At 61.0% G+C, this 20,288-nt stretch carries 21 protein-coding genes; 6 read left to right on the plus strand and 15 right to left on the minus strand.

Annotation, left to right across the window (positions count from 1 at the left end):
• Positions 1-118: 118 nt before the first annotated feature.
• From B9A97_RS14580 to B9A97_RS14620, 9 genes are all read right to left on the minus strand, one after another.
• Positions 119-415 carry a HigA family addiction module antitoxin gene (locus tag B9A97_RS14580; protein WP_084366077.1) on the minus strand — a complete coding sequence of 99 codons (297 nt, stop codon included), beginning with the start codon at positions 413-415 and terminating at the stop codon, positions 119-121.
• A 21-nt stretch (positions 416-436) separates the two neighbouring features.
• Positions 437-721, minus strand: coding sequence for a type II toxin-antitoxin system RelE/ParE family toxin (locus tag B9A97_RS14585; protein ID WP_084366078.1), 285 nt, complete (start codon positions 719-721; stop codon positions 437-439).
• Between the two features lie 67 nt (positions 722-788).
• The gene (locus tag B9A97_RS14590) at positions 789-2,717 is read right to left on the minus strand and encodes a DUF2207 domain-containing protein (protein ID WP_084366079.1); all 1,929 of its coding nucleotides are present in this window, start codon (positions 2,715-2,717) and stop codon (positions 789-791) included.
• Between the two features lie 5 nt (positions 2,718-2,722).
• On the minus strand, positions 2,723-3,976 hold the full coding sequence (locus B9A97_RS14595) for a 3-phosphoshikimate 1-carboxyvinyltransferase (RefSeq protein WP_084366080.1): 1,254 nt from the start codon (positions 3,974-3,976) through the stop codon (positions 2,723-2,725).
• A gap of 64 nt (positions 3,977-4,040) precedes the next feature.
• Positions 4,041-4,592, minus strand: coding sequence for a LemA family protein (locus tag B9A97_RS14600; RefSeq protein WP_084366081.1), 552 nt, complete (start codon positions 4,590-4,592; stop codon positions 4,041-4,043).
• Between the two features lie 145 nt (positions 4,593-4,737).
• On the minus strand, positions 4,738-6,552 hold the full coding sequence (locus B9A97_RS14605) for a DUF2207 domain-containing protein (RefSeq protein ID WP_244564234.1): 1,815 nt from the start codon (positions 6,550-6,552) through the stop codon (positions 4,738-4,740).
• 29 nt (positions 6,553-6,581) lie between these two features.
• Positions 6,582-6,968 carry a hypothetical protein gene (locus B9A97_RS29800; protein ID WP_179145291.1) on the minus strand — a complete coding sequence of 129 codons (387 nt, stop codon included), beginning with the start codon at positions 6,966-6,968 and terminating at the stop codon, positions 6,582-6,584.
• Between the two features lie 173 nt (positions 6,969-7,141).
• Positions 7,142-7,531 carry a hypothetical protein gene (locus tag B9A97_RS14615; protein WP_143530469.1) on the minus strand — a complete coding sequence of 130 codons (390 nt, stop codon included), beginning with the start codon at positions 7,529-7,531 and terminating at the stop codon, positions 7,142-7,144.
• A 118-nt stretch (positions 7,532-7,649) separates the two neighbouring features.
• Positions 7,650-8,582, minus strand: coding sequence for a glycine--tRNA ligase subunit alpha (locus tag B9A97_RS14620; protein ID WP_084366138.1), 933 nt, complete (start codon positions 8,580-8,582; stop codon positions 7,650-7,652).
• A 296-nt stretch (positions 8,583-8,878) separates the two neighbouring features.
• Between B9A97_RS14620 and B9A97_RS14625 the strand changes: the two genes are divergently transcribed.
• Both B9A97_RS14625 and B9A97_RS14630 read left to right on the plus strand, forming a co-directional pair.
• The gene (locus B9A97_RS14625) at positions 8,879-9,694 is read left to right on the plus strand and encodes a DUF3667 domain-containing protein (protein ID WP_179145292.1); all 816 of its coding nucleotides are present in this window, start codon (positions 8,879-8,881) and stop codon (positions 9,692-9,694) included.
• A gap of 73 nt (positions 9,695-9,767) precedes the next feature.
• Positions 9,768-11,594, plus strand: a complete 1,827-nt coding sequence (locus B9A97_RS14630) for a TPM domain-containing protein (protein WP_143530473.1) — start codon at positions 9,768-9,770, stop codon at positions 11,592-11,594.
• A 6-nt stretch (positions 11,595-11,600) separates the two neighbouring features.
• Here the strand turns inward: B9A97_RS14630 and B9A97_RS14635 are convergent, their stop codons facing one another.
• The 5 genes from B9A97_RS14635 to B9A97_RS14655 all read right to left on the minus strand — a co-directional run bounded on the left by B9A97_RS14635 (position 11,601) and on the right by B9A97_RS14655 (position 15,027).
• Complete coding sequence (locus tag B9A97_RS14635) at positions 11,601-12,563, minus strand: helix-turn-helix domain-containing protein (RefSeq protein ID WP_179145293.1); 963 nt, start codon at positions 12,561-12,563, stop codon at positions 11,601-11,603.
• 63 nt (positions 12,564-12,626) lie between these two features.
• Positions 12,627-12,818 carry a hypothetical protein gene (locus B9A97_RS14640; protein WP_084366088.1) on the minus strand — a complete coding sequence of 64 codons (192 nt, stop codon included), beginning with the start codon at positions 12,816-12,818 and terminating at the stop codon, positions 12,627-12,629.
• A 186-nt stretch (positions 12,819-13,004) separates the two neighbouring features.
• Entirely contained in the window at positions 13,005-13,874 is an 870-nt protein-coding gene (locus B9A97_RS14645; RefSeq protein ID WP_084366089.1) for a S49 family peptidase, read from the minus strand.
• Positions 13,875-14,000: 126 nt separating this feature from the next.
• A complete protein-coding gene (locus B9A97_RS14650) occupies positions 14,001-14,813 on the minus strand; it encodes a tRNA1(Val) (adenine(37)-N6)-methyltransferase (RefSeq protein ID WP_244564230.1) in 813 nt (270 codons plus the stop codon).
• A complete protein-coding gene (locus tag B9A97_RS14655; RefSeq protein WP_084366091.1) occupies positions 14,797-15,027 on the minus strand; it encodes a putative signal transducing protein in 231 nt (76 codons plus the stop codon). Before B9A97_RS14655 ends, B9A97_RS14650 begins: the two co-directional genes overlap by 17 nt.
• Before the next feature lie 106 nt (positions 15,028-15,133).
• Between B9A97_RS14655 and B9A97_RS14660 the strand changes: the two genes are divergently transcribed.
• The 4 genes from B9A97_RS14660 (at position 15,134) to moaB (ending at position 19,654) form a co-directional block, all read left to right on the plus strand.
• Positions 15,134-16,150, plus strand: a complete 1,017-nt coding sequence (locus B9A97_RS14660; RefSeq protein WP_084366092.1) for a polyprenyl synthetase family protein — start codon at positions 15,134-15,136, stop codon at positions 16,148-16,150.
• A gap of 219 nt (positions 16,151-16,369) precedes the next feature.
• The gene (locus B9A97_RS14665; RefSeq protein ID WP_084366093.1) at positions 16,370-18,199 is read left to right on the plus strand and encodes a tetratricopeptide repeat protein; all 1,830 of its coding nucleotides are present in this window, start codon (positions 16,370-16,372) and stop codon (positions 18,197-18,199) included.
• Positions 18,200-18,203: 4 nt separating this feature from the next.
• On the plus strand, positions 18,204-19,112 hold the full coding sequence (locus tag B9A97_RS14670) for a 4-(cytidine 5'-diphospho)-2-C-methyl-D-erythritol kinase (RefSeq protein WP_084366094.1): 909 nt from the start codon (positions 18,204-18,206) through the stop codon (positions 19,110-19,112).
• Entirely contained in the window at positions 19,109-19,654 is a 546-nt protein-coding gene (gene moaB, locus B9A97_RS14675) for a molybdenum cofactor biosynthesis protein B (protein WP_084366095.1), read from the plus strand. The genes B9A97_RS14670 and moaB overlap by 4 nt, the downstream gene beginning before the upstream one ends.
• Positions 19,655-19,669: 15 nt before the next feature.
• Here moaB and B9A97_RS14680 read toward each other — a convergent pair whose 3' ends face one another.
• Positions 19,670-20,191 (minus strand): glycosyltransferase family protein, encoded by a 522-nt coding sequence (locus B9A97_RS14680; RefSeq protein WP_084366139.1) that lies wholly within the window; start codon positions 20,189-20,191, stop codon positions 19,670-19,672.
• Between the last annotated feature and the right edge of the window lie 97 nt (positions 20,192-20,288).

The raw sequence follows: 20,288 nt of genomic DNA on the forward strand, positions 1-20,288 counted from the left end.
GATCGGGCATGGAGAACTGACTTTTCGCTGGTTGCGTTAGGTTCGGGCGGACTTAGCAAGCCCGGGACAAAAAGTCATCCATGCTGTGAACGAAAAGGTAGTGTCAATCGACGGGAGGCTATGTGCGGGGCATCACCGAAATTGCCTCCAGTTCTTTCGCCTTCGCGGCCGCGCCGATTTTCAGGTCGTAACTGGTCTGGAGATTCATCCAGAACTGGGGCGACATATCGAAAAAACGGGCGAGTCTGAGCGCCGTGTCCGGGGTCATTGCGGTCTGTTCTGCCACAAGCCGCTCGATACGCGTGCGCGGAACATTCAGCTTTCTGGCGAGCGTACCTGCACTGAGGTCCAGGGGACCAAGAAACTCATCTCTGAGCACTTCGCCTGGATGAACAGGCGGCAACGCAACAACCATGTCCTATTCTTCCTTTGCTCTTCAGTGGTGGTAATCGACGATTTCGACCCGTTCGGCACCACCAGCGCTCCAAACGAAACATATTCGCCATTGGTCATTGATCCGGATCGAATGCTGCCCCTCGCGATCACCCTTCAGGGCTTCGAGCCGGTTTCCCGGCGGTCGCGTCAAGTCAACCAGGGTTATGGCGCTGTCAATCATCGCCAGTTTCACAACCGCCCTCCTGACCAGATCAGCGGGAAAGCCCTTCGGCGTCTTACCCTGGGCAACGAGTTCGGTTCGGGCATCGACATATGAGCGGATCATTCCAACCTCATATCGCTAAGGAATGTATCATCTCACGATACAGAATTCAATAACGACCCGCTCTCCTCTACCAGCCGCCTCCGCCGCCGCCACCGCCGCCACCGCCGGAAAATCCGCCGCCGGAGGAGAAGCCTGATGAGGAACTCTTCGGCGGCGGTGGAATGGTGGAGGCGATGGTTGAGGCCATGGAGGAGGAGAAGCCGCCGATGCGATCGCCGAATCCGCCGGAACTATCGCCGTGATACCAGGACGGCTGGTAGGCTGCTGCGGCGGCACCGGCGGCGGCCGTGGCGAGCCAGGTTTCGAAGGTGCGGGTCCAGGGCTTTTCCACGCCAAGGGCCACGGCATAGGGCAAGAGCTTTTCGAAATGCTGCGGCGACATGGTGGGCGCCTCGCGCATGTTCATGCGGTCCTTTTCGGCCAGCGTCATATAGATGCGCAGCCCTTCGATGCCATCCATCAGCTTGCGGCCGAGCGGGGTCGGCGCGTCCATCAGGAAATAGAACAGCGCGTTGATCAAGACGATGCCGCCCAGGGCCGCGGCGATCGGCAGGTCTTCCGGCTGCATCTCGGTAAAGACGACGATGAGGATGCCACCCAGCACGGCAATGGCGATGAAGGCCATGAAGGCGAGTGCGACGATCGCCAGAATGCGCATGATCAGTGACGACCCGCGCTGCAATCCGCGGCCGACCTTGACCGCGAAGCTGCCGAGAAACACCGAAACGAAGGCCATGACGCCGAAAATCGGAAAGATATCCTCGCCGTAATTGCCGAAGGCAAACAGCGCGAGCAGAACGACGATGCTGAGCGCCACGCCGCCGACGATATAGCCGGCATTGCCGCGGTAATATTTGCCGCGATGCTCCTTCTCGATCGCCTCGCGAAAGGCCTGGCCGACGCGCTGCACCCGGGTGCCGTTAGCCTTGTCGATGGTGAGGCTGTCTCCCGACCCGCCGATGGCGGCCAGCAGATTGGCTTGGCCCGAGGGCAGTTTCTCCGCCAGCGCCTTGTCGGTTCGCCGCAGCACGATGGACTGCTTGAAGTCATCCAGAACGATATAGCCCTTGACCGCGAGATCGAGCGCCGAGGCCGAAAGGGCCGTCCAGCCCTGACCGGAAAAGCCCTTGTTGTCGATATAATTGACCAAAGCGGGCGAGATACCATCAGGCGGATCCCAGCGCGGCACGATGATGCCGGACGCGGGATCGCGCCCGACATTGCGCCAGGCGGCAAAATAGAACAGGAAGACCAGGACCAGCCCGCCCACGCCGATCAGAACGCCGGCATGGTCACGCAGCCACCACCACCGCGTCTGGTCGCTGGAGGGAGCGGCGACCGCGCCCTTGGGCAGGCCGACCACGATGGTCAGCCCCTCACCCGGGCCTAGGCGCCGCGTGGTTTCGACATACGCGTCGCCCTGGCGCGACGAGATAACAGCGTCCGACCCCGTGTCACCAAAGGCACCGGTGAAGGCCGCCGTGCGGGTCGCGGAAACGCCTTCGGGCAGCATCACCCTCGCGCTGACCTTGTTGATCGGGAACAGCCAGCCATTGCCCGTGACGTTCCAGTACAGTTCGTCGTGATCATCGAAATAGCGGATCTGCCGCGAGGTCGCATAGGTCAGGCGGTAGGTGTGCAGGCCGGAGGACAACATCACCTCGGCCGAACCGGCATAGATGCGCACGCCGCCGGAAATGCTCTCGGTGTGATATGGCTCCGAGGCGCCATCACGCTCCACCGAAAGCAGTTCGAAATCGACCTTGACGCGCCGGCCGTCAGCATCCTCGGCATAAAGCGGAAAATCCCGGAAGATGCCGCGCTTGATGTCATTGCCCTCGGCATTGACGGTGATGGTTTCCGTCACCAGCAGCGAGGCATCCGGCTTGACCTCGATATCGGCGTGATAGGCGCTGATGACCTCCTCGGCCCCGGCACTGCCGGCCACGACAAAAGCGAGGAAGACAGCCGTGAAAAGACCGAGGAGAGATTTCATCCTGACTATCCCTGGGTGAAATTGACGCCGAGCGAGCCGAGTGCATCCCAATAGGCCGGGTAGGTCTTGCCGACGCAATCCGGGTCGAGAATGGTGATGTCCGCGATCTTCAACCCGGCAAGCGCAAAGCTCATGGCGATGCGGTGATCTGCAAACGTGTCGATTTCGGCGGACAGGCTCTGGCAGGCAAGAGCGGGGTCGGCATGGACGATCAGATCATCGCCCTGCTCTTCCGCCAGGCCTTCTCGGATATTGTTCAAGCCGGTCGACAGCGCCCGGATGCGGTCGCACTCCTTCACCCGGAGATTGGCGATGCCGACGAAGCGCACCGGCCTGTTGTTGAAAGCCGCCAGCACCGCGATGGTCGGGATCGCATCCTGCATCTGGCTGCCGTCGATCACCTCGGGCATGTCGGGAAAGGCCGCGATGACATCATAGGCCTTGGCATCGGGCTGGGTGAAGGCCTTGGCCGGCGTGCCGATATCGATCGTGCCGCCCGTCAACACTTCGGCGCCCCAGAGATAGGTGGCGGCCGAAGCATCCGGTTCGATATGGAAATCGGCAGCGGTGTAGCCGGTCGGCTCGACGCGCCACGTAGCGGGATCGAGCTGCTCGACCCTGGCGCCAAAGGCGCGCATGGCATCCAGCGTCAGGTCGACATAGCCGCGGGCACCGATCTCCGTTCCGGTTAGGGCGATGTCGAGGCCGGTTTTCGCCAGCGGCGCCGCCATCAGGAGCGCCGAGACATACTGGCTCGAAAGGCCGGCATCGATCTCGACCCGGCCGCTGCCGAAATGACCCTTGCCATGGATCGTGACCGGCGGGCAACCCGATGGCGCCTCGGCATCGATGCCGAGCGATTTCAACGCCGCCACCAGCGGGCCGATCGGCCGCTTGCGCATATGCTCGTCGCCATCCACAACGACAGTGCCGTTGATGCTGGCCACGGCCGCGGTCAGGAAGCGGGTCGCCGTGCCGGCATTGCCGAGGAAAAGCGGCGCCTCCGGCGGCCAGAGCTTGCCGGTGCCGGTGACCACGAAGGTGGTTGCGTCAGGCTCTTCCACCACCACGCCCATGGCGCGCAAGGCTTCCGCCATGTAGCGGGTGTCATCGCTTTTGAGCGCGCCGGTCAGGCGGCTGGTGCCTTGCGACAGGGCTGCAAGCAACAGCACGCGGTTGGTGATCGACTTGGAGCCGGGTGGGCTTACCTTGCCGACAAGCGGATGGGCGGGCGGCAGAATGGTCAGTTTCTTGGTCATGCACTCAAATCTCTGGATATCAGGCGGTGCGCCTCGGGCATGGGCGCCTTGCCAGCACCGGGCCTTAGAATTTCACCGTGGGGACGGCGCGGTCGGCATCATTGGCGATCTCGAAATAGCCGGCCTTTGAGAAGCCGAAGTTGCGGGCCACCAGGTTGGAGGGAAAGCTGTCGACCTTCACATTCAGGTCACGGGCCGCACCATTATAGTATCGGCGTGACATCTGGATCTCGCCTTCAATGGTTTCCAGCGATTTCTGCAGGTCGAGGAAGCCCTGATTGGCCTTCAGGTCGGGATAGGCCTCGGCCAGCGCCATCACGCGACCGAGCGCCTGGCCGAGCAGGCCTTCGGCCTCCGCACGGCCCTGGATATCGCCCGCCGGCACGCCCTGGGCGCGGTTGCGCAGGTTGATGACGTTTTCCAGCGTCTCCTTCTCGTGGGACGCATAGCCCTTGACGGTCTCGATCAGGTTCGGAACCAGGTCGGCGCGACGCTTCAACTGCACGTCGATGCCGGACCAGGCCTCCTCGGTCATCTGCCGCGATTTCACGAGACCGTTGTAGACGACAATGGCATAGACCGCGAGGACGGCGAGAATGGCAAGCGCAATATACATCAGCACGCTCCGGGCAAGGGATTGGAACAGCGCGACATTATGCGCTCAGCGCGGGAATGTCATCCTGGGGTGAGCACAGTCCCGGTAATAATCCGAAGGCGACTTCTTTGCCGCGTCACGACCAATATGGGGAGTAGCAAAGGCGTCAATTTGGCATCTGCGGATATTTCAGGCTTGCCCCTTGCCACGCTGGTTCGTACGGGGCCCCACCAGAAACGGCAAGGCACGCGTGCCAATGGTCCGTCCATTGCCGGTCGACGCCCAATGCAATGGCCATCGGGAGAAACCGCTCATAGGTATCGGCAGACATTTCTCGCGCAAGCAGCTCTGGCTTTTTCTGCAACACATCGCGGCAAAGCAGGACTTGTCTCCTGATATTTTTCTGCTTTGCCGACGGCCTCCCCAAGATTAACAGCCATGCACCTGCGGCCAAAACAGTCAAATAGGATAACAACCACGGAATTTTCAGACCGAAAACCGGTATGTGTTCCACAATATAAATGCCAAAAACTGCCATGCCCACAGGATACCCAATGCCCAGGCATAGAGCGGATTTCCAATCGCTAACTTGGAAGCCAGCCGCTATCGGCTGAAAAGGCATCATGAGCACGCTCAATAAAAGCAGACAAAACAACCAGCCAGAAAGCAATATAGAAAGATAACCTCCCCAATATCCTGCAAATGTCGATATAAAAAACAGAATAAAAACGACCGTCAAAAGCTGTTGAAGAGGCACTACGCTACGCCGTCCATTCTGCTGGTATTCCATCACGATTTCAGATTTAAAGAGATCCAGCATTTGAACCATTATGGTTCCGAACTGCAGAGGCTGCTTCGTCTTGTTCTTTCTAACGAGTGGACGCAGCGCGATTCTAACTGACGCTGCCATCATAAATCTTGCAGCGCGTGACGCCCTCTTTCCCGTTGGCAGGACTTCGAGACCGTCCTGCGCCTCCATCAACTGCCCATAGCCTCTTATCGCCAACCAATAGATCGACGCCTTGAAGGCCTGCCTCATCTCCGCAGGAGAATTGCCAAACACGAGAAATGCCGCCAAACCGGGGGATACGTGGTCCACAAGCCCAGGATCGAACTCTGCCGGATCGATCACCCTCGCCCGCCACAGAGTATGAAAGATCACGCCTGAATAGAGCAGAACAATTGCAACACCTGCACCACTTAGCACCACAATCAGATGATCCTGGAGCCACCATCCAACCAAGCTGAACAGCGAATGTGAGACATCGAACGTGTTGGCAGTAAACTCCACTTCGAGGCTCGCCATTTGGCTCACCAGCGCATTTGGTACCACGGAGATGGTGAAGAGACGCGGAGATCGTTCGATAACCTTGGTTGGCATCAGGGGTAGTCCTGATGCCAAAATCTTCCCATCAGCGGGAAATCGAAACGTTATGGTCTTGAGGCCGTCGATGCCGATTATGCTACTCAGATAGGCTGGCAGATTCAGAACCTGCTTTCCATCCCGTTCTTCGAGCAACCTGTCCAGCCTATAGGAAAGGCGAAAGACGTTGCTCCCCCTTGGCAAGTCCGTGGAACAACGCCTGCAATGCTCGTGACCGACATAGATGGTCCGGCCATCCCAGCTGCGCCTGTTCGTGTAGTAACCGTCACCACCTTGGTGCACCGCTTCCAGCAGTTCAAAGCCACGCTTGCGGCGCCAGCCCGCCTGATCGACGAAGGCAAGCGGGACGTCAAAAAAGACGCCGCCATAGTTGGTGTCGTCTTTGACCAGCAAAGTCAGTTCTTCGGAAACAACCGCCGATCCATCCGCCGCGACGTCAACGGTGGCCCGGAATTCGGTTATCGACAATCCAGTGGTGTCATTGCAGCCGGCAAGCAGGAAGCAGACAATGGAAACTAGGACCGCACGCAGGTTCACCATAGGCCAAACCAGAGACATCGCCGCTTCGAGGCGCTGACTGTCGCGAGACATCGTCACGTTGTTCAAGTGCCGATACCGCGCAGCCGTCAGTTCTTGTGATAGATCATGCAATAGAGCCGCAGGCCTGTCCGCTTTCGCTCGAACACCGTATGACTCACAAGCTTGTAGCCCATGGACTTCCAGAATTCCTGGTTTTCCTGAAGATTGACCCAGCCGTCGAGCCGCCATCCCGTCCTTTTGATGTTCGGGGCATAGGTAAGCCTGACATACGCGCTGTTGATGTCCAGATCCATCTTGCCGCTGTCTTTGCATTCCATGCGGGTGACGATCATGCCTTCTGCGGCGATCTTCAGGGTATAGCTATGAACGTCGCTTCCTATCATCCAATCCGACGTTCCGGCAAAGGCTGGGTTGCTGGCGCACAGCCCTACCGCCAGCGCCAGAAATAGTTTTACACCTTTAAAATACATCATGAAATCAGCCCCTCAACCCATTCGAAAACTATAGGCCAGCCCAAGTGAGCCAGGCAAAGGTGTCCGGCATGCATAACCAGAATTGTTTATGCGCCGATCGCCGCCGGACCGATTGATCGGATCGGGGCGCCAGCGCCCCCGTCCCCTCAACGGCAACTTCCGCCAGCGAACCGTCAGTCCTTATGAAAAAGGACGCAATAAAGCCTCAAGCCGGTCTTCTCACGGCGGAACATCGTGTGCTGCACGAGCTTATAGCCCTGCCGCTCGTATTTGCGCTGGATTTCCGGCAGGTTAGGCCACCCGGTAAACAGCCAGCCGATTTTTTTGGGGTTCTTTTCGTAGGTCAGCCGTACGAGCGCACTGTCATAGTCCAGCGAGACCTTGCCACTATCCTTGCATTCTATGCGCGTGATCAGCACGCCTTCCTTGCCAAGTTTATTATTAGCAAAGCGGAACGAATCGTAACCGTTCATCCAATCCGATGTTTCGGCAAAAGCCGCAGGCGCCAGGAAAAGCCCAGCCGCCAGGATCGACAATAGTTTCAAGCTATTAAACGTCTTCAAGAAATGCCCCTCCAAGTGTCTCCCTCTTTTGTATGCCAGAAGAGAAAACAACCGCCAAGGGGCAAACTCAACCTGAGGTCACCTATTCAGACGGGCAGGGCAAAGTGACCGGAACGGTTCACGCCGCCTTGCCGAAATTCACGCCGCCGGCGTCGGTCATCAGGAAGGCTTCGCCGCAGGCCTTGGCCAGGGTTCGGACGCGCAGGATGTAGCTCTGGCGCTCGGTGACCGAGATCACGCCACGCGCGTCGAGCAGGTTGAACACATGGCTTGCCTTGATGCACTGGTCGTAAGCCGGGAAGACGCATTTGTGCAGGCGCTGATTGTCGTTTTCGCCAGGCGCGCCGGCGGCCAGCAATGCCTGGCACTCTTTCTCCGCATCGATGAAATGGCGATGCAGCATCTCGGTGTTGGCGAATTCGAAGTTGTGGCGGGAATATTCCTGCTCGGCCTGCAGGAAAACCTCGCCATAGGAGATCTTCTCCTCGCCTTCGCGACCGTTGAAGTTCAGGTCGTAGACATTGTCGACGCCCTGGACATACATGGCCAGGCGCTCGAGACCATAGGTGAGTTCGCCGGCGACCGGCGAGCATTCGATGCCGCAGACCTGCTGGAAATAGGTGAACTGGCTCACCTCCATGCCGTCGCACCAGCACTCCCAGCCGAGACCCCAGGCGCCGAGCGTCGGGCTTTCCCAATCGTCCTCGACGAAGCGGATATCGTGGAGAAGCGGATCGAGACCGATGGCGGCCAGCGAGCCGAGGTAGAGTTCCTGCAGGTTCGACGGGTTCGGCTTCAGGATGACCTGATACTGGTAGTAATGCTGCAAGCGGTTGGGGTTTTCGCCATAGCGACCATCCGAGGGACGGCGCGAGGGCTGGACATAGGCGGCCTTCCAGGGTTTTGGTCCAAGCGCGCGCAGCGTGGTGGCCGGATGGAAGGTGCCGGCGCCGACCTCCATGTCATAGGGTTGCAACACGGCACAACCCTTGTCGGCCCAGTAGTTATGCAGCGTCAGGATCAGCGCCTGGAACGAGCGCTTCGGGTCCATATGGGGTGCAAGGCTGGTCGTGATCATGGGCAGCTTCCGCGTAATCGACATCGATTGAGGCCGTCTGGTGCCATGGAGCGCCCTGAGGGTCAAGACATGATGACCTGCCATCGGGCGTGAAAGCGGAGCATTGCCCGGCTGTCATTGCGCCAAATGCCCAGTCAGGACTTCGCCCAATGCCGAGACCGGTCATGGCGCGATCTGTTAGGCCATGGCGGTTTGTCGACGGCTGTTCGTGCTGAGGATGCAGGACTGCCAGTTAAAACGGGTCCATGACCGGAGCGCGACGGGGTCTGATGCTATTATTGTTCGGACGAAGGGCGAATGGCGAGCCGACGCCTGCCGAAGAGAAGCCCGACGATCGCTATTTCAATGCGCCGTGCTGCCGCAACTGCGGCAAGGAACTGACCACGCCCTACTGCGCCCATTGCGGCCAGAAGAAACCGTCGCGCCTTGGCCTGCCCGATCTTGGTGCGGAAGCCTGGGACAAGATCCGCTGGTTCGAGGGAGAGATCGTCAAGGGGGCGCTGAAGGTGTCGCTACGGCCCGGCGTCGTTGCCCGCGAATATGTGTTCGGCGCGCGCAAGAAGAACATCCATCCGCTCAAGCTGTTCCTGACCGGGGTGGTGGTGTTGCTCCTGGTGCTGGCCCAGACCAGCTACCTGACGTCCTCCAGCAAGACGGTCAGCAAGGCGCTGGCCATGGTGCAGGACTATTCCAAGTGGTCGTTCTCTCTCGGCATCCTCGCCATCCTCACGGCCTCCCTGGCCGTGTTCTCCTTCCGGAGAGCCTTCAACATCGTCGAGCATCTCGTTCTGGCGACCTATACGCATTTCGCGGTGATCCTGGCCAATGTCATCAACATCTCGCCGCTGATCATCTGGGGCGGGACCGAAGCCGTGATCGCCCATCGCGCCCGCTCGGCCTTCTACATGACCTGGATCGAAGGGCTGATCGTGTTCGTGGCCTTCGTGCAATTCTTCCGCATCGACCTCAGGCGCCGCTGGTGGCTGCCGCTTGCTGCGGCCGTGATCTTCACCCTCGTCAAGAAGGGTCTTGTCTACCTCTACGCACGAGCGGTGATCCGCATCGTGATGTCGCAACTTTCATGACGTTTTCAAGAAGGAGGATGCATCCATGCCGTTCGGCAAACCTCGAAACGCAGCAAATGCCAGGGTCGGAATTTTGGCAACCATTAGCGGCCTGGCACTTCCCCTGGCCTTGGCGGTCGGGCCCTCCCATGCGCTTGATCGACCGCGTGATGTCGGCCGCATGACGCTTTTCCCACAGCGAAACGCTGAGACGCTGGAATATTGCGCCGATCTTGCCACCGATTTGCGTCGCCACGAGCAGGGTATCGAACTCGCCCAGGTCTCCACGCCACCCAAGCTGGAGACCGAAAGCGAGGAGCAGTTGGCAGCGGAATTGAGCGACCTGCTGCAGGCCTGCTCTTATGACGGCTCGGCCATCAAGGTCTCCGCGCGTTCCCTCGGTGGAGCCAGCAGTTCGGATGGCGCCGCGGTGGTGAAGGCGATCATGCGCTTCACCGGACTGCCGCAGAATTTCAAGGTGATCGAAGGCCCCGTACCGAATGCCGCGGCCCTGATCATCAGGGGGCCGGAAGGCCTGCCCCAGCGGGTGATCGCCTATAATGTCGGCTTCATGGATCGGGTCAGGCAGGCGACCGAAAACAACGACTGGGCCAGCATCTCGATCATGGCACATGAGATCGGTCATCATCTGTCCGGGCACACCCTGATGCCGGGCGGCAGCCAGCCGCCGATCGAACTGGAGGCCGACAAATTCTCGGGCTTCGTGCTGCAGAAGATGGGCGCCCAACTGCAGGATGCCCAGAAGGCCATTTCCACACTGGTGCCGGAAGGTGACGGGCCGACCCATCCCGGTCGCGGCAAACGTCTCGTGGCCATATCCCAGGGTTGGACCGAATCATGCGAGCAGGCCGGCCAGAACTGCGACGGCGTGGCGGTCGAGACCGCGAGAACCGAACCCTCGACACAGGCAAGCCCAGCGACGCCGGCCCCGGCCAGCCCCTCCCCGCCGGCCGAACAGAACACCGCCGCGCTGCCGACGCTTTCGCCCTCGCCGGCAGCCGATGGCGGGGATCAGCCGGCTCCGATCGTCCGGGCAGGCCAGATCGACCGCCTGCCGGTTCCGGACCCTGAGGCCACGCCGGCGAAGTTCGACCGGTTTGTCTATGACGAGATCGGCATTCTCGATCCGGCAGCCAAGGAAAACCTTTCCAGGCTGAGCTTCGACTTCGCGGCAGAGCACAATGTCGAGATCGTCACCATCTTTGCCGAGAGCCTCCATGGACTCTCTGTCGAAGATTATGCCTACCAGATGCTGCGCCAACTCAGGGTCGGCAAGATGGATGTCGGCAATGGTGCTGTCATCGTGGTGGCACCGAACGAGAATGTCGGCGGCTATGCGCTTGGCACCGGGCTGCATGTCGCCATGGGCGAGCAGGCGAGCGAAATCCAGAGTGGCCTTGAGACCCACCTGATGCTGGCCAAGGTGAATGCCAAGAATGCCGCCTCGGCCGACCTGGTGTTCACGGCGGTCGAAAGCCTGATGGAGGAGGCCGCATTGTATGACTGGGCGGTTCGCTTCCAGTCCTTCGACGAACTGCTGGCCAAGGATGCGGCCGATACCCAGGCCCTCAACCAGAGCGGCGGCAGCTACGACCCCCGGAATGACGCCGTGCGGCAGAAGCTGCTGCGCATCGCCGCGCGCGTGACCACGCACACTCCCCAACGGGGCGGTAATGCACCTTATGTCGAAGAGGGCACCGAAAGGCTGGTTGGACCGGCCATGCAGGTGGAAATGCCGGGAGGGCGTATCGCCATGGTCTATGTCCATGACCGAATCCAGCAGTTAATGACGGCGGACCTGCGAGAGGGCCAGGCCTATTCCATGATTGTCCGCGAAATCTTCTTTTCTGGAGATACGCCCCAGCTTGCGCTCGTCAGCTACGACCTGATCGGCCCCTGATGGGCGTCATTCGTGTTGACCGGGCACGCGCCGCCATGTCGACGGCGTCTGTCCGGTCACGACGCGGAAACTGCGATTGAAGGTGGAAAGATCGGCAAAACCGCAGGCGAAGGCGATGTCGGCAAGACTGCGTCCGGCGCAGCGCGGATCGGCGATCAAGGCTATCGCCCGCTCCACGCGGCGGCGGCGCAGTTCATCGGAAAAGCTCGTGCCCATGCCCTCGAAAAGCATCTGGACATAGCGCCGGGAAATGCCCATCGCCTGGGCGAGGCGCGTCAGATCCACAGCAGGATCGGCGAGCTTCCTGTCAAGGAGCTGGTCGAGCTCACGGCGCCGAACGGCGCGAACCGCCTCCTCGGAATGCTCGGCCTGGTCACGACCGGGCTGCAACATAAGTCCGGCGAGATCGAGCAGATGATTGCCAACCTGGTGCGCCATTTCGGGCGAGACCGGCGCCTGACATGCGAGAAAACGCACATAGTTGCTGAGAAAGACATAGCCTGGGTCGTCGGGGGCAATCGCTCTCAGCGCCTGATCATCAGCGCGGCGCACCCGGTCGCGCAGTTTCTCCGCCGGAATTGCCAGGGAATAGGTCTCGCCGACGCCGTCATCTGGACGTTGCTGCAGGAGATAGGGGCTGTTGCCCGCCACCAACCGCGTACCGCCGCCCTCGAAATGATGCTCGCGGCCGGCCTGGTCCAGGGTGTAGGTTCCGCCGAAATGCAGCGGTAGGACGAAAAACTCATGAGCGTCCTGGCTAATATCGGCGCGGCTTCGGCTGACCGCCACGGGCGTTGTGCGCGAGCTTGCGACAGCAATGTCGCCGAATAGCGAAAACGAGGCACTGAGATGCCGGGGGCCATCTCCCAGCGGGCGAACGGTGACCTTGAAGCCGCGGGCGGCGCAGTCCATCTCCAGCGCACGGCACGCGGCATCGCCGTCCAAGAGGGCGCCACGGGAGGCCGTCACATCACCGTTTCCTTGCGCTGCGGATTGAGACAGCGGATCGCGTGGCATGCGGGCCTACCCCCGTCATTCGTCCTCCCGCTTGACGCGGTATTCGCCGGTCTTGGGATCCTGCACCAGCGTGTCGATTGCCCCGGTCTGGCGCTCGCGCTCTGCCTTCCTCGTTTTGGCCGCCAGCTTTTCGGCATCACCGACGAAGCGGCGATAGAGCAGCCAGCTGCCACCGACCAGGATCAGCAGAAATATCAGTTGGGCCATCGGCCTCTCTTTCCCCTCTTGAGCATGATGCCTTGAGGTGTCTGCGTTCTGCGCTCGGCACCATGCTCTTCTTTTTTTGATTCCAGACCCACTTCAGATTTCAGAGTCGATCCGACCTGATTTCATCCGGCTCTGGTGGTTTCTAGCGGACGCTTTCGCCTTTTGGTCGTTGAGCCTGCTCGTGCGTCAGAGTCCGTAGCGGCCCCACAATGCCTTTTCTTCCAGGGTCTCGGCAAGACCCGATGCGGCTGCCGCGACCATGTGGTCGGCGCTCAAGCCCATCGAGGCTGATACGCCGGGGATGCGCTTGCCGAACAGGGTCTTGGCGCCGCCGACGAGTTCCAGCCGCGCATCCTTGCCATAGCGCTCCTTGACCACTTGGCGCAGGTTGCCTAAGCCATCGACGAGGCCGAGTTCCAGTCCGCGCTGTCCCGTCCAGAACAGGCCGGAAAACAGCGTGGGATCGTCGGCGAGCTTGGCGGCGCGTCGCGACTTCACCATGTCGATGAAGATGCGGTGGATCTCGACCTGCAGCGACTTCAGGTATTCGATGTCGCCTTCCTTTTCCGGCTGGAAGGGGTCGAGGATGACCTTGTTGTCGCCCGAGGTATAGACGCGGCGCTCGACGCCGATCTTGCGCAGAAGCTCCGGAAAGCCGAAGCCGCCCGAGACGACGCCGATGGAACCGACGATCGAGGTGGCATCGGCGATGATCTCGTCACCGGCAAGGGCGATCATATAGCCGCCAGAGGCCGCGACGTCCTCGACGAAGACCAGCACCCGCTTGTCCTTTTCGGCCGCCAGCGCCCGGATGCGATCATAGATCATGCGCGACTGCACCGGCGAACCGCCAGGCGAATTGATCATCAGGGCAACTGCCGGGGCGTTCTTGTAGGAGAACGCCTTTTCCAATTGCGAGGCGACATTGGCGAGATTGAGCGCCGGCTTGAACTGGCTGCCACCCGACATGATCGCCCCATGCAGCCTGACGACCGGGATCGTCGTGCCTTCCTTGCGAAAGCGTTTGGGCAACAGTCGCTTCAAGAGCGGCGGCATCAGCGTCTCCTTGTCTGTGTATCTTGCAGGCTGATGTATGTATTCGCAGCGAAAACACAAGGTTCAGGCGCAGGATAGCCGTCCCGGCGACCACTTCAGCGTGCGGAGTCGAACGCCGTCCCGGTGTCAGCGGCCTTTGCGGGCATAGGCTGCGCGGCCATTGTTGAGATCATCAACATCGGCGGAGAAGCGATGACTTGAGGGATCGTCGTGCATGACCAGAGGGGACCTCAATGACAGTCTCGACCGGGAACCCTTGATGGCGGTGAGCAGAATGCGCACGGCGCTTTCTCCAGGACGCGGATGCACCGGGGTGATCTCGATTGCGCCGAAGCGCTTGCCGCAGGCGGCTATGATCTCGGCGATCGATTCGGGACGGGCGATGAGCGAAAGCTGGCCGCCGGGCAGCATGATGGCCCCGGCGGTGCGGATCCAGCTTTCGAACAGGTTCTCTGTCATGGCGTGGGCCGATGCCTTGAGACCGTCAGGCGTCACCCTGTCCCGCGCATCATTGAAGGGCGGGTTCATGATCACATGATGGAAGGCATCGTCGGCAAGACCGGCCGCCCGCCTGGCATTGCCGGTGAGCGAGGCATCCGCCTCAACCACATCAACGCGTCCATGGAGGGCTGCGTTCTGTGGAAGCGCGGCGCTGCGGCGGGCATAGGTGGCCATCTCAGCCGATAGCTCGAAGAGAGTCACCTCAGCCTGTGGCAATCGGGCGGCCACGGCAAGCCCCGCCGCACCCGCACCGGCCCCGAGATCGGCGACCCGGATCGGCCTCTGGTCGTCCACCAGCGCCGCCAGCAACATGGCGTCCATGCCGGCGCGATGGCCCCTGCCCCGGGGCTGGAGCAGATGGAAGGCGCCGCGATGAAAGGCGTCGAGCGTTTCGTCCACGGCCGGGTTCGCGAGTTCGATATCAGCGTCGTTCGTCACGCAATTCCTCACCAAGGCCCGCGTCGCGCAGAATGGCACGGGCTTCGTCCGCCCGCTCGGCATCCACAAGAAGCCGGCGCGGCAGCATGCCCAGCGAGCCTTCCAGGATGCTCATCGATTGATCGGCCACGAGGCATGAAATGCCGGCATCCTTCAAAAGGCTCTGCGCAAAAGACAAAAGCACGGCATCATTTGCGCGAATAAGCTCATACATTTTTGTGAAACCCTGCCAATTTCGTGGAGCGAGACAATTCGCCTCTTGCCGCGCCTGCCTGCCCTTTTTATGGTCAACGCTCAGAACTCAACAGGAGCAGGCAGCGTTGGGCGTCGTCATACCGCTTGAGGAAAATAAAAACAAACATGCTTCGGTCAAGCCGCTGGTCGACTTGACGAAGCCAGGCATGGAGCGCGTCAACCAGTTGATCCTCTCCAAGGCCGGCTCCGATGTGCAGATGATTCCGGAAGTGGCCAATCACCTGATTTCTTCAGGTGGAAAGCGTCTCCGGCCGATGCTGACCTTGGCATCCGCGGCCCTTTTCGACTACCAGGGCGATGCCGATGTGAAGCTGGCGACCAGCGTGGAATTCATGCACACCGCCACGCTTTTGCATGATGACGTTGTGGACGAAAGCGATCTTCGCCGCGGCAAATCCACCGCGCGGATGATTTGGGGCAACCAGGCCAGCGTGCTGGTGGGCGATTTCCTGCTGGGCCAGGCCTTCCGCATGATGGTGGATGTGGGCTCGCTTGAAGCGCTCGACGTTCTGTCGACCGCCGCGACCGTGATTGCCGAAGGCGAAGTGCTGCAGCTTTCCGTCGCCAAGAACATGGAGACGACGGAAGACGACTATCTGCAGGTGATCCGCGCCAAGACCGCGGCGCTGTTTGCCGCCGCCGCAGAGGTTGGCCCGATCGTCGCCAAGGCCGACAAAGCCGGGCGCAATGCCCTGAAATCCTACGGCATGAATCTCGGCCTCGCATTCCAGCTGGTCGATGACGCACTCGATTACGGTGGCAAATCCGCCGATCTGGGCAAGAATACCGGCGACGACTTCCGCGAGGGAAAGATCACGCTTCCGGTCATCCTGTCCTATCGCCGGGGAACGCCGGCCGAACGTGCCTTCTGGCGCGAGGCGATCGAGGGAGGCAAGTCGGATGATGCGCAGCTCGAAAAGGCCATGGGGCTGATCACCAAGTATAGCGGCCTGTCGGACACCATCGCGCGTGCCGTTCACTATGGCGAAATGGCACGCGACGCCTTGGCACCGCTGCCCGAAAGCGACTGGAAGGCCGCCTTGATGGAAGTGATCGATTTCTGCATAGAGCGCGCCAACTGACAGGCTTCAGCGGGCAACGACGACGGACAGAGCTCGGTCTGCCGACCGAGCCTCGTCACTTGCCCGCTGCATGGTTTCTGAACCGACGCTGAATGAAATGTCCGCCGGGGGATTTCCTTGCGGTGGTGCTTTAAAAAAGCCATTCTATTGGTGAATCGGTCTTGCAGGTGATTTAAGAGGGCTCTGCGGGTCCAGGCTCCTTTTGTGAAAGGCTTCTTCATGCGGCTGAAAACTGCCACTCGCTTCATGGCCGGCTCGGCTATCGCTCTCCTGATGGCGCTGCCGCTGAGCGGCATGGCGCGGGCCGAGACGCCAGCTACCACAGACAAGCCGGCGGAAGAGTTCCAGACGGATTATCCCTCCACCTTCTCGGGCGCATTTCTCGCAGCCCGCACGGCCGAGGTGGACCGCGACTTCAAAAATGCGATCGGTCTCTACAAGCGCGCGCTCGCTTTCCAGCCGGGTGACGTGGATATCCGCCAGCGTCTGATGCTGGCCCTGTTCATGGATGGGCAGTTCGAAGAGGGCGTGAAATACGCCAACGAATTGAAGAACGATCCGGCCGTCGAGCGGGTCACGGCAATCGCGCGCGGGTTGAACGCGATCCGCAACCGCGAATTCAATGCCGCTGAAAAGATCCTGACCTATAAAGGGCCGAACGATCTGGATCGGCTGACCAATTCGCTGCTGACCGCCTGGGCGCGCTTCGGGGCTGGAAAGTCCAAGGAAGCGATCAGCATGGTCGAGAAGCTGGATGGTCCGGCCTGGTACAGCATCTTCAAGCGCTACAATGCCGGCACGATGGCCGCTCTGGCCGGTGACATCGACACCGCACGCCGCAACCTGAACGAGGCGGTGACCGACCGCGAAGGCGGGGCGACCGCGCCCGACACCTTCATGCGCGCCGTCATGGCGCTGGCATCGCTGGAAGCGACCCAGGGCAACAAGCAGAAGGCGCTGGACACGATCTCCGCCGGCGATCTGCTGATCAACAACTATGCGCCCTTCAAGCAGCTTCGCCAGCAGGTCGAGGAAGGCAAGGCGCCAGACCTCAAGGTGGCAGGCCCGGCGGAAGGGGCGGCCGGCGTGCTGTTCTCCATCGGCGGCGCGCTTAACCGGCAGGGCGCCGAAGACACCGTCATGCTGTATCTGCAGCTTGCCCATGCGCTGGATCCCAAGAGCGCCGATACGCTGATCCTGCTCGGCGGCATTGCCGAAAACAGCGAACAGGCTGAGCGGGCAATCGAGTTCTACAAGAAGGTGCCGCAGGATTCGCCGATGCGTCGGGTTTCCGAGCTGCAGCTTGGCCTGACGCTGGCGCAGACCGGCAAGATCGAGGAAGCTAAGGAGCATCTGAAGGGGCTGATCGCCTCCGACCCGAGCGACATCCGCAGCTATCTCGCCTATGGCAGCGTTCTTTCCGATGCCAAGGACTACGCCGCCATGGCTGATAACTACGACAAGGCGGTCGAGGTGATCGGGCAGCGGCCGACGCAGGGCCACTGGTCGATCTTCTTCCAGCGCGGCATTGCCTATGAGCGACTGAAGAAGTGGGACCAAGCCGAGCCGAATTTCCGCAAGGCGCTGGAGCTCAATCCGGACCAGCCGCAGGTGCTGAACTATCTAGGCTATTCCTGGGTCGACATGAACCGGAACCTGGAGGAAGGCCTCGACATGATCCGCAAGGCGGTCGAGCTGCGGCCCGACGACGGATACATCGTCGATTCGCTGGGATGGGCCTATTATCGCCTCGGCCGTTTCGACGAAGCAGTGACCGAGCTGGAACGGGCGATCGAGCTCAGGGCCGGCGATGCCACCATCAACGACCATCTGGGCGATGCCTATTGGCGCGTGGGGCGCAAGCTGGAAGCCGTCTATCAGTGGAAGCGGGCGCTGATCTCCAAGCCCGAGGAAACGGAAAAGCCGAAGATCGAGGCCAAGATCTTGAACGGCCTGCCGGAGCTGGAACCGGAAAGCACGGCTCGCGCCAAGCCTGCGGAACAGCCTGTCGTGGAGCCCACGGCGCCGGATACCGACAAGAAATCCTGACGCCATGGAGCTGGTGATGGAGCGCTGCGACGATCGGCTGAGCGAGATCGCCGCGGCAAAGATCAATCTTGCGCTGCATGTGGTCGGCCGGCGTGAGGATGGCTACCATCTCCTTGATAGTCTGGTGACCTTTGCCAGCACCAGCGGCGACCGGCTGAGCTTTGCCGCCGCCGATCAGGACGGGTTTTCGCTGTCTGGACGGTTCGGACATCTGCTTTCCGCCGACGATCCCGGCAATCTGGTGCTGAAGGCCCGGGATGGGCTGCGGCTTATCCTTCAGGGGCGTGGGCTTGCTGCTCCGCCGGTGCATATTCATCTCGAAAAGAACCTGCCGGTTGCCGCCGGGATCGGCGGCGGATCGGCCGATGCGGCGGCGACGCTGCGGGGCCTGGCGCGCCTGTGGAACGCGCCGGCCGATCTTGCGGGCATGGACCAGCTCGCGCTCAAGCTTGGCGCCGACGTGCCCATGTGCCTTCGCTCGCGCCCGCTGCATGCGCGCGGGATCGGCGAGGAAATCGAGGAACTGGCGCTGCCGCGTCTGGCGCTGGTGCTGGCCAATCCGCTGGTCGCCGTCTCGACGCCCGATATCTTTCGACGCCTGACACGCAAGGACAATCCGCCGATTGAAACTGCGCCCGTAGGCGGTGACAGCGCCGCCTGGCTCGGCTATCTCGGCCGCCTGCGCAACGACCTGGAAGCGCCGGCCCGCAGCGTTCTGGGCGCGATCAATGAGATTTCGATGCTGTTGTCGCAGCAGGGCGCGCAACTGGTGCGCATGTCCGGCTCAGGCGCCACCTGTTTCGGCATCTATGCCGATCTGGAGCGAGCCAAGGCGGCGGTGCAAACGCTGTCGCGCCTGAGACCCAACTGGTATTTCGAAGCCACCGAAACATACGAGGGAGCCACGGCATGAATCGCATCGACGAGAGCAGGCCCTTCGTGCCGCTCGGCATTGCCGTGCTCACCATTTCCGACACGAGGACGCTGGCCGACGACAAGTCAGGCGATACGCTGGCCGCGCGAATCGAGGACGCCGGCCACAAGCTGATCGAGCGTGCGATCATTCCGGACGACCGCGCCCGGATCTACGACACCGTCCATGCCTGGACGCTGGCCGAAGATATTGACGTGGTGATCACCACGGGTGGCACCGGCTTTACCGGTCGCGACGTGACGCCGGAAGCGCTGGAGCCGCTGTTCGAAAAGCGCATGGACGGATTCTCGGAGGTGTTTCACCGTATTTCCTATGACAAGATCGGCACGTCCACGATCCAGTCCCGCGCCACGGGCGGGGTGGCCAATGCTACCTTCATCTTCGTGCTGCCGGGCTCGCCCGGTGCTTGCAAGGATGCCTGGGACGGCATCCTGAAGCCGCAGTTGGATTATCGTCACATGCCCTGCAATTTCGTGGAGATCATGCCGCGCCTGGACGAGCACCTCAAGCGCAAGGGCTGATTTTGGCGCAGCGCATCAGGCCGTTGCGCGGCGCGCGACCCAGGACGGGATGATCTCGGTTGTGAGCCGACGTGGCTTGTGCGAGCGCGCGATATCGCCAAGCGACATGCCGGAATTCACGGTCGCGACCGCTTCGCGCTTCGGCAGAAGAAACCCATGCTCGAGCGGCGGCACCTTGCGAAGCATACGCTGGTAAAGCGGCCTGCGATGATGGCGCGATTCGGTAAAGCGGGCGGGCTGCTTGCCAAGGGTGATGTATTCACCCACTTCCTCGATCCAGCCCTGCTGCAGCCGCGCACCCGGCTCCACCAGCATCAACCACTCGCCGCGAGCCCCCCGAAGGATGTCCTTGATGTCCCACTTGCCGTAATATCGGCAGCCGGCGGCATCCGCCACGCTTGAGGTGCCATCGCTGGATCCGTGGTCCAGAACGACCACATCGCCGACAAGCCCCTCCACCGCACCGGCCACTAGGAAAGAAAGCGTATGCGCCAGTTCCGCTTCGTGGTCCCGGCATTCCATCATGACTGTCAACATCATCCATGATTATCGCATTGCACAAGAATTTGCCATAAGCAGATTTTGTAATTTGTTCTTGCATTGTTCTCATTTTGGCGCTAGGAATTTAGTCATC

Source organism: Rhizobium sp. RU36D (assembly GCF_900176345.1).
GTDB lineage: Bacteria > Pseudomonadota > Alphaproteobacteria > Rhizobiales > Rhizobiaceae > Allorhizobium.

What these genes read in the sequence shown, in the direction of transcription:
- B9A97_RS14580 (WP_084366077.1), bottom strand. Translation starts at nt 415, where the DNA reads ATGGTTGTTGCGTTGCCGCCTGTTCATCCAGGCGAAGTGCTCAGAGAT.
- B9A97_RS14585 (WP_084366078.1), bottom strand. Translation starts at nt 721, where the DNA reads ATGATCCGCTCATATGTCGATGCCCGAACCGAACTCGTTGCCCAGGGT.
- B9A97_RS14590 (WP_084366079.1), bottom strand. Translation starts at nt 2,717, where the DNA reads ATGAAATCTCTCCTCGGTCTTTTCACGGCTGTCTTCCTCGCTTTTGTC.
- B9A97_RS14595 (WP_084366080.1), bottom strand. Translation starts at nt 3,976, where the DNA reads ATGACCAAGAAACTGACCATTCTGCCGCCCGCCCATCCGCTTGTCGGC.
- B9A97_RS14600 (WP_084366081.1), bottom strand. Translation starts at nt 4,592, where the DNA reads ATGTATATTGCGCTTGCCATTCTCGCCGTCCTCGCGGTCTATGCCATT.
- B9A97_RS29800 (WP_179145291.1), bottom strand. Translation starts at nt 6,968, where the DNA reads ATGATGTATTTTAAAGGTGTAAAACTATTTCTGGCGCTGGCGGTAGGG.
- B9A97_RS14620 (WP_084366138.1), bottom strand. Translation starts at nt 8,582, where the DNA reads ATGGACCCGAAGCGCTCGTTCCAGGCGCTGATCCTGACGCTGCATAAC.
- B9A97_RS14625 (WP_179145292.1), top strand. Translation starts at nt 8,879, where the DNA reads ATGCTATTATTGTTCGGACGAAGGGCGAATGGCGAGCCGACGCCTGCC.
- B9A97_RS14640 (WP_084366088.1), bottom strand. Translation starts at nt 12,818, where the DNA reads ATGGCCCAACTGATATTTCTGCTGATCCTGGTCGGTGGCAGCTGGCTG.
- B9A97_RS14645 (WP_084366089.1), bottom strand. Translation starts at nt 13,874, where the DNA reads ATGCCGCCGCTCTTGAAGCGACTGTTGCCCAAACGCTTTCGCAAGGAA.
- B9A97_RS14655 (WP_084366091.1), bottom strand. Translation starts at nt 15,027, where the DNA reads ATGTATGAGCTTATTCGCGCAAATGATGCCGTGCTTTTGTCTTTTGCG.
- B9A97_RS14665 (WP_084366093.1), top strand. Translation starts at nt 16,370, where the DNA reads ATGCGGCTGAAAACTGCCACTCGCTTCATGGCCGGCTCGGCTATCGCT.
- B9A97_RS14670 (WP_084366094.1), top strand. Translation starts at nt 18,204, where the DNA reads ATGGAGCTGGTGATGGAGCGCTGCGACGATCGGCTGAGCGAGATCGCC.
- moaB (WP_084366095.1), top strand. Translation starts at nt 19,109, where the DNA reads ATGAATCGCATCGACGAGAGCAGGCCCTTCGTGCCGCTCGGCATTGCC.
- B9A97_RS14680 (WP_084366139.1), bottom strand. Translation starts at nt 20,191, where the DNA reads ATGTTGACAGTCATGATGGAATGCCGGGACCACGAAGCGGAACTGGCG.